Annotated in this window: 1 protein-coding gene; it reads left to right on the forward strand. The window is 62.0% G+C overall.

The genetic code is table 11. The annotated features are described in order from the left end of the window. Positions 1-469: ATP-grasp domain-containing protein (locus U5A56_RS36990; RefSeq protein WP_321927430.1), on the forward strand; the 469-nt coding region annotated here is incomplete at both ends.

Genomic DNA, 469 nt, shown 5'->3' on the forward strand with positions numbered 1-469 from the left:
ATGGGTCGTGAAGGCTCAGATTCACGCGGGTGGCCGTGGCAAGGGCGGCGGCGTGAAGGTGGCGAAGTCGATCGAGCAGGTCCGCGAATACGCGAACCAGATCCTCGGCATGCAGCTCGTCACGCACCAGACCGGTCCGGAAGGCCAGAAGGTCAACCGCCTGATGATCGAAGAAGGCGCCGACATCAAGCAGGAACTGTATGTCAGCCTCGTCGTCGACCGCATCTCGCAGAAGATCGTTCTGATGGGTTCGAGCGAAGGCGGCATGGACATCGAGGAAGTCGCTGAAAAGCACCCGGAACTGATCCACAAGGTCATCGTCGAGCCGTCGACGGGCCTGCTGGACGCCCAGGCCGACGACCTCGCCGCGAAGATCGGCGTGCCGGCTGCTTCGATCCCGCAAGCACGCGCGATCCTGCAAGGCCTGTACAAGGCATTCTGGGAAACCGACGCATCGCTGGCTGAAATT

Origin of the sequence: Burkholderia sp. BCC1998 (assembly GCF_905339875.1) — a bacterium.
Taxonomy (GTDB): Bacteria; Pseudomonadota; Gammaproteobacteria; order Burkholderiales; family Burkholderiaceae; genus Burkholderia.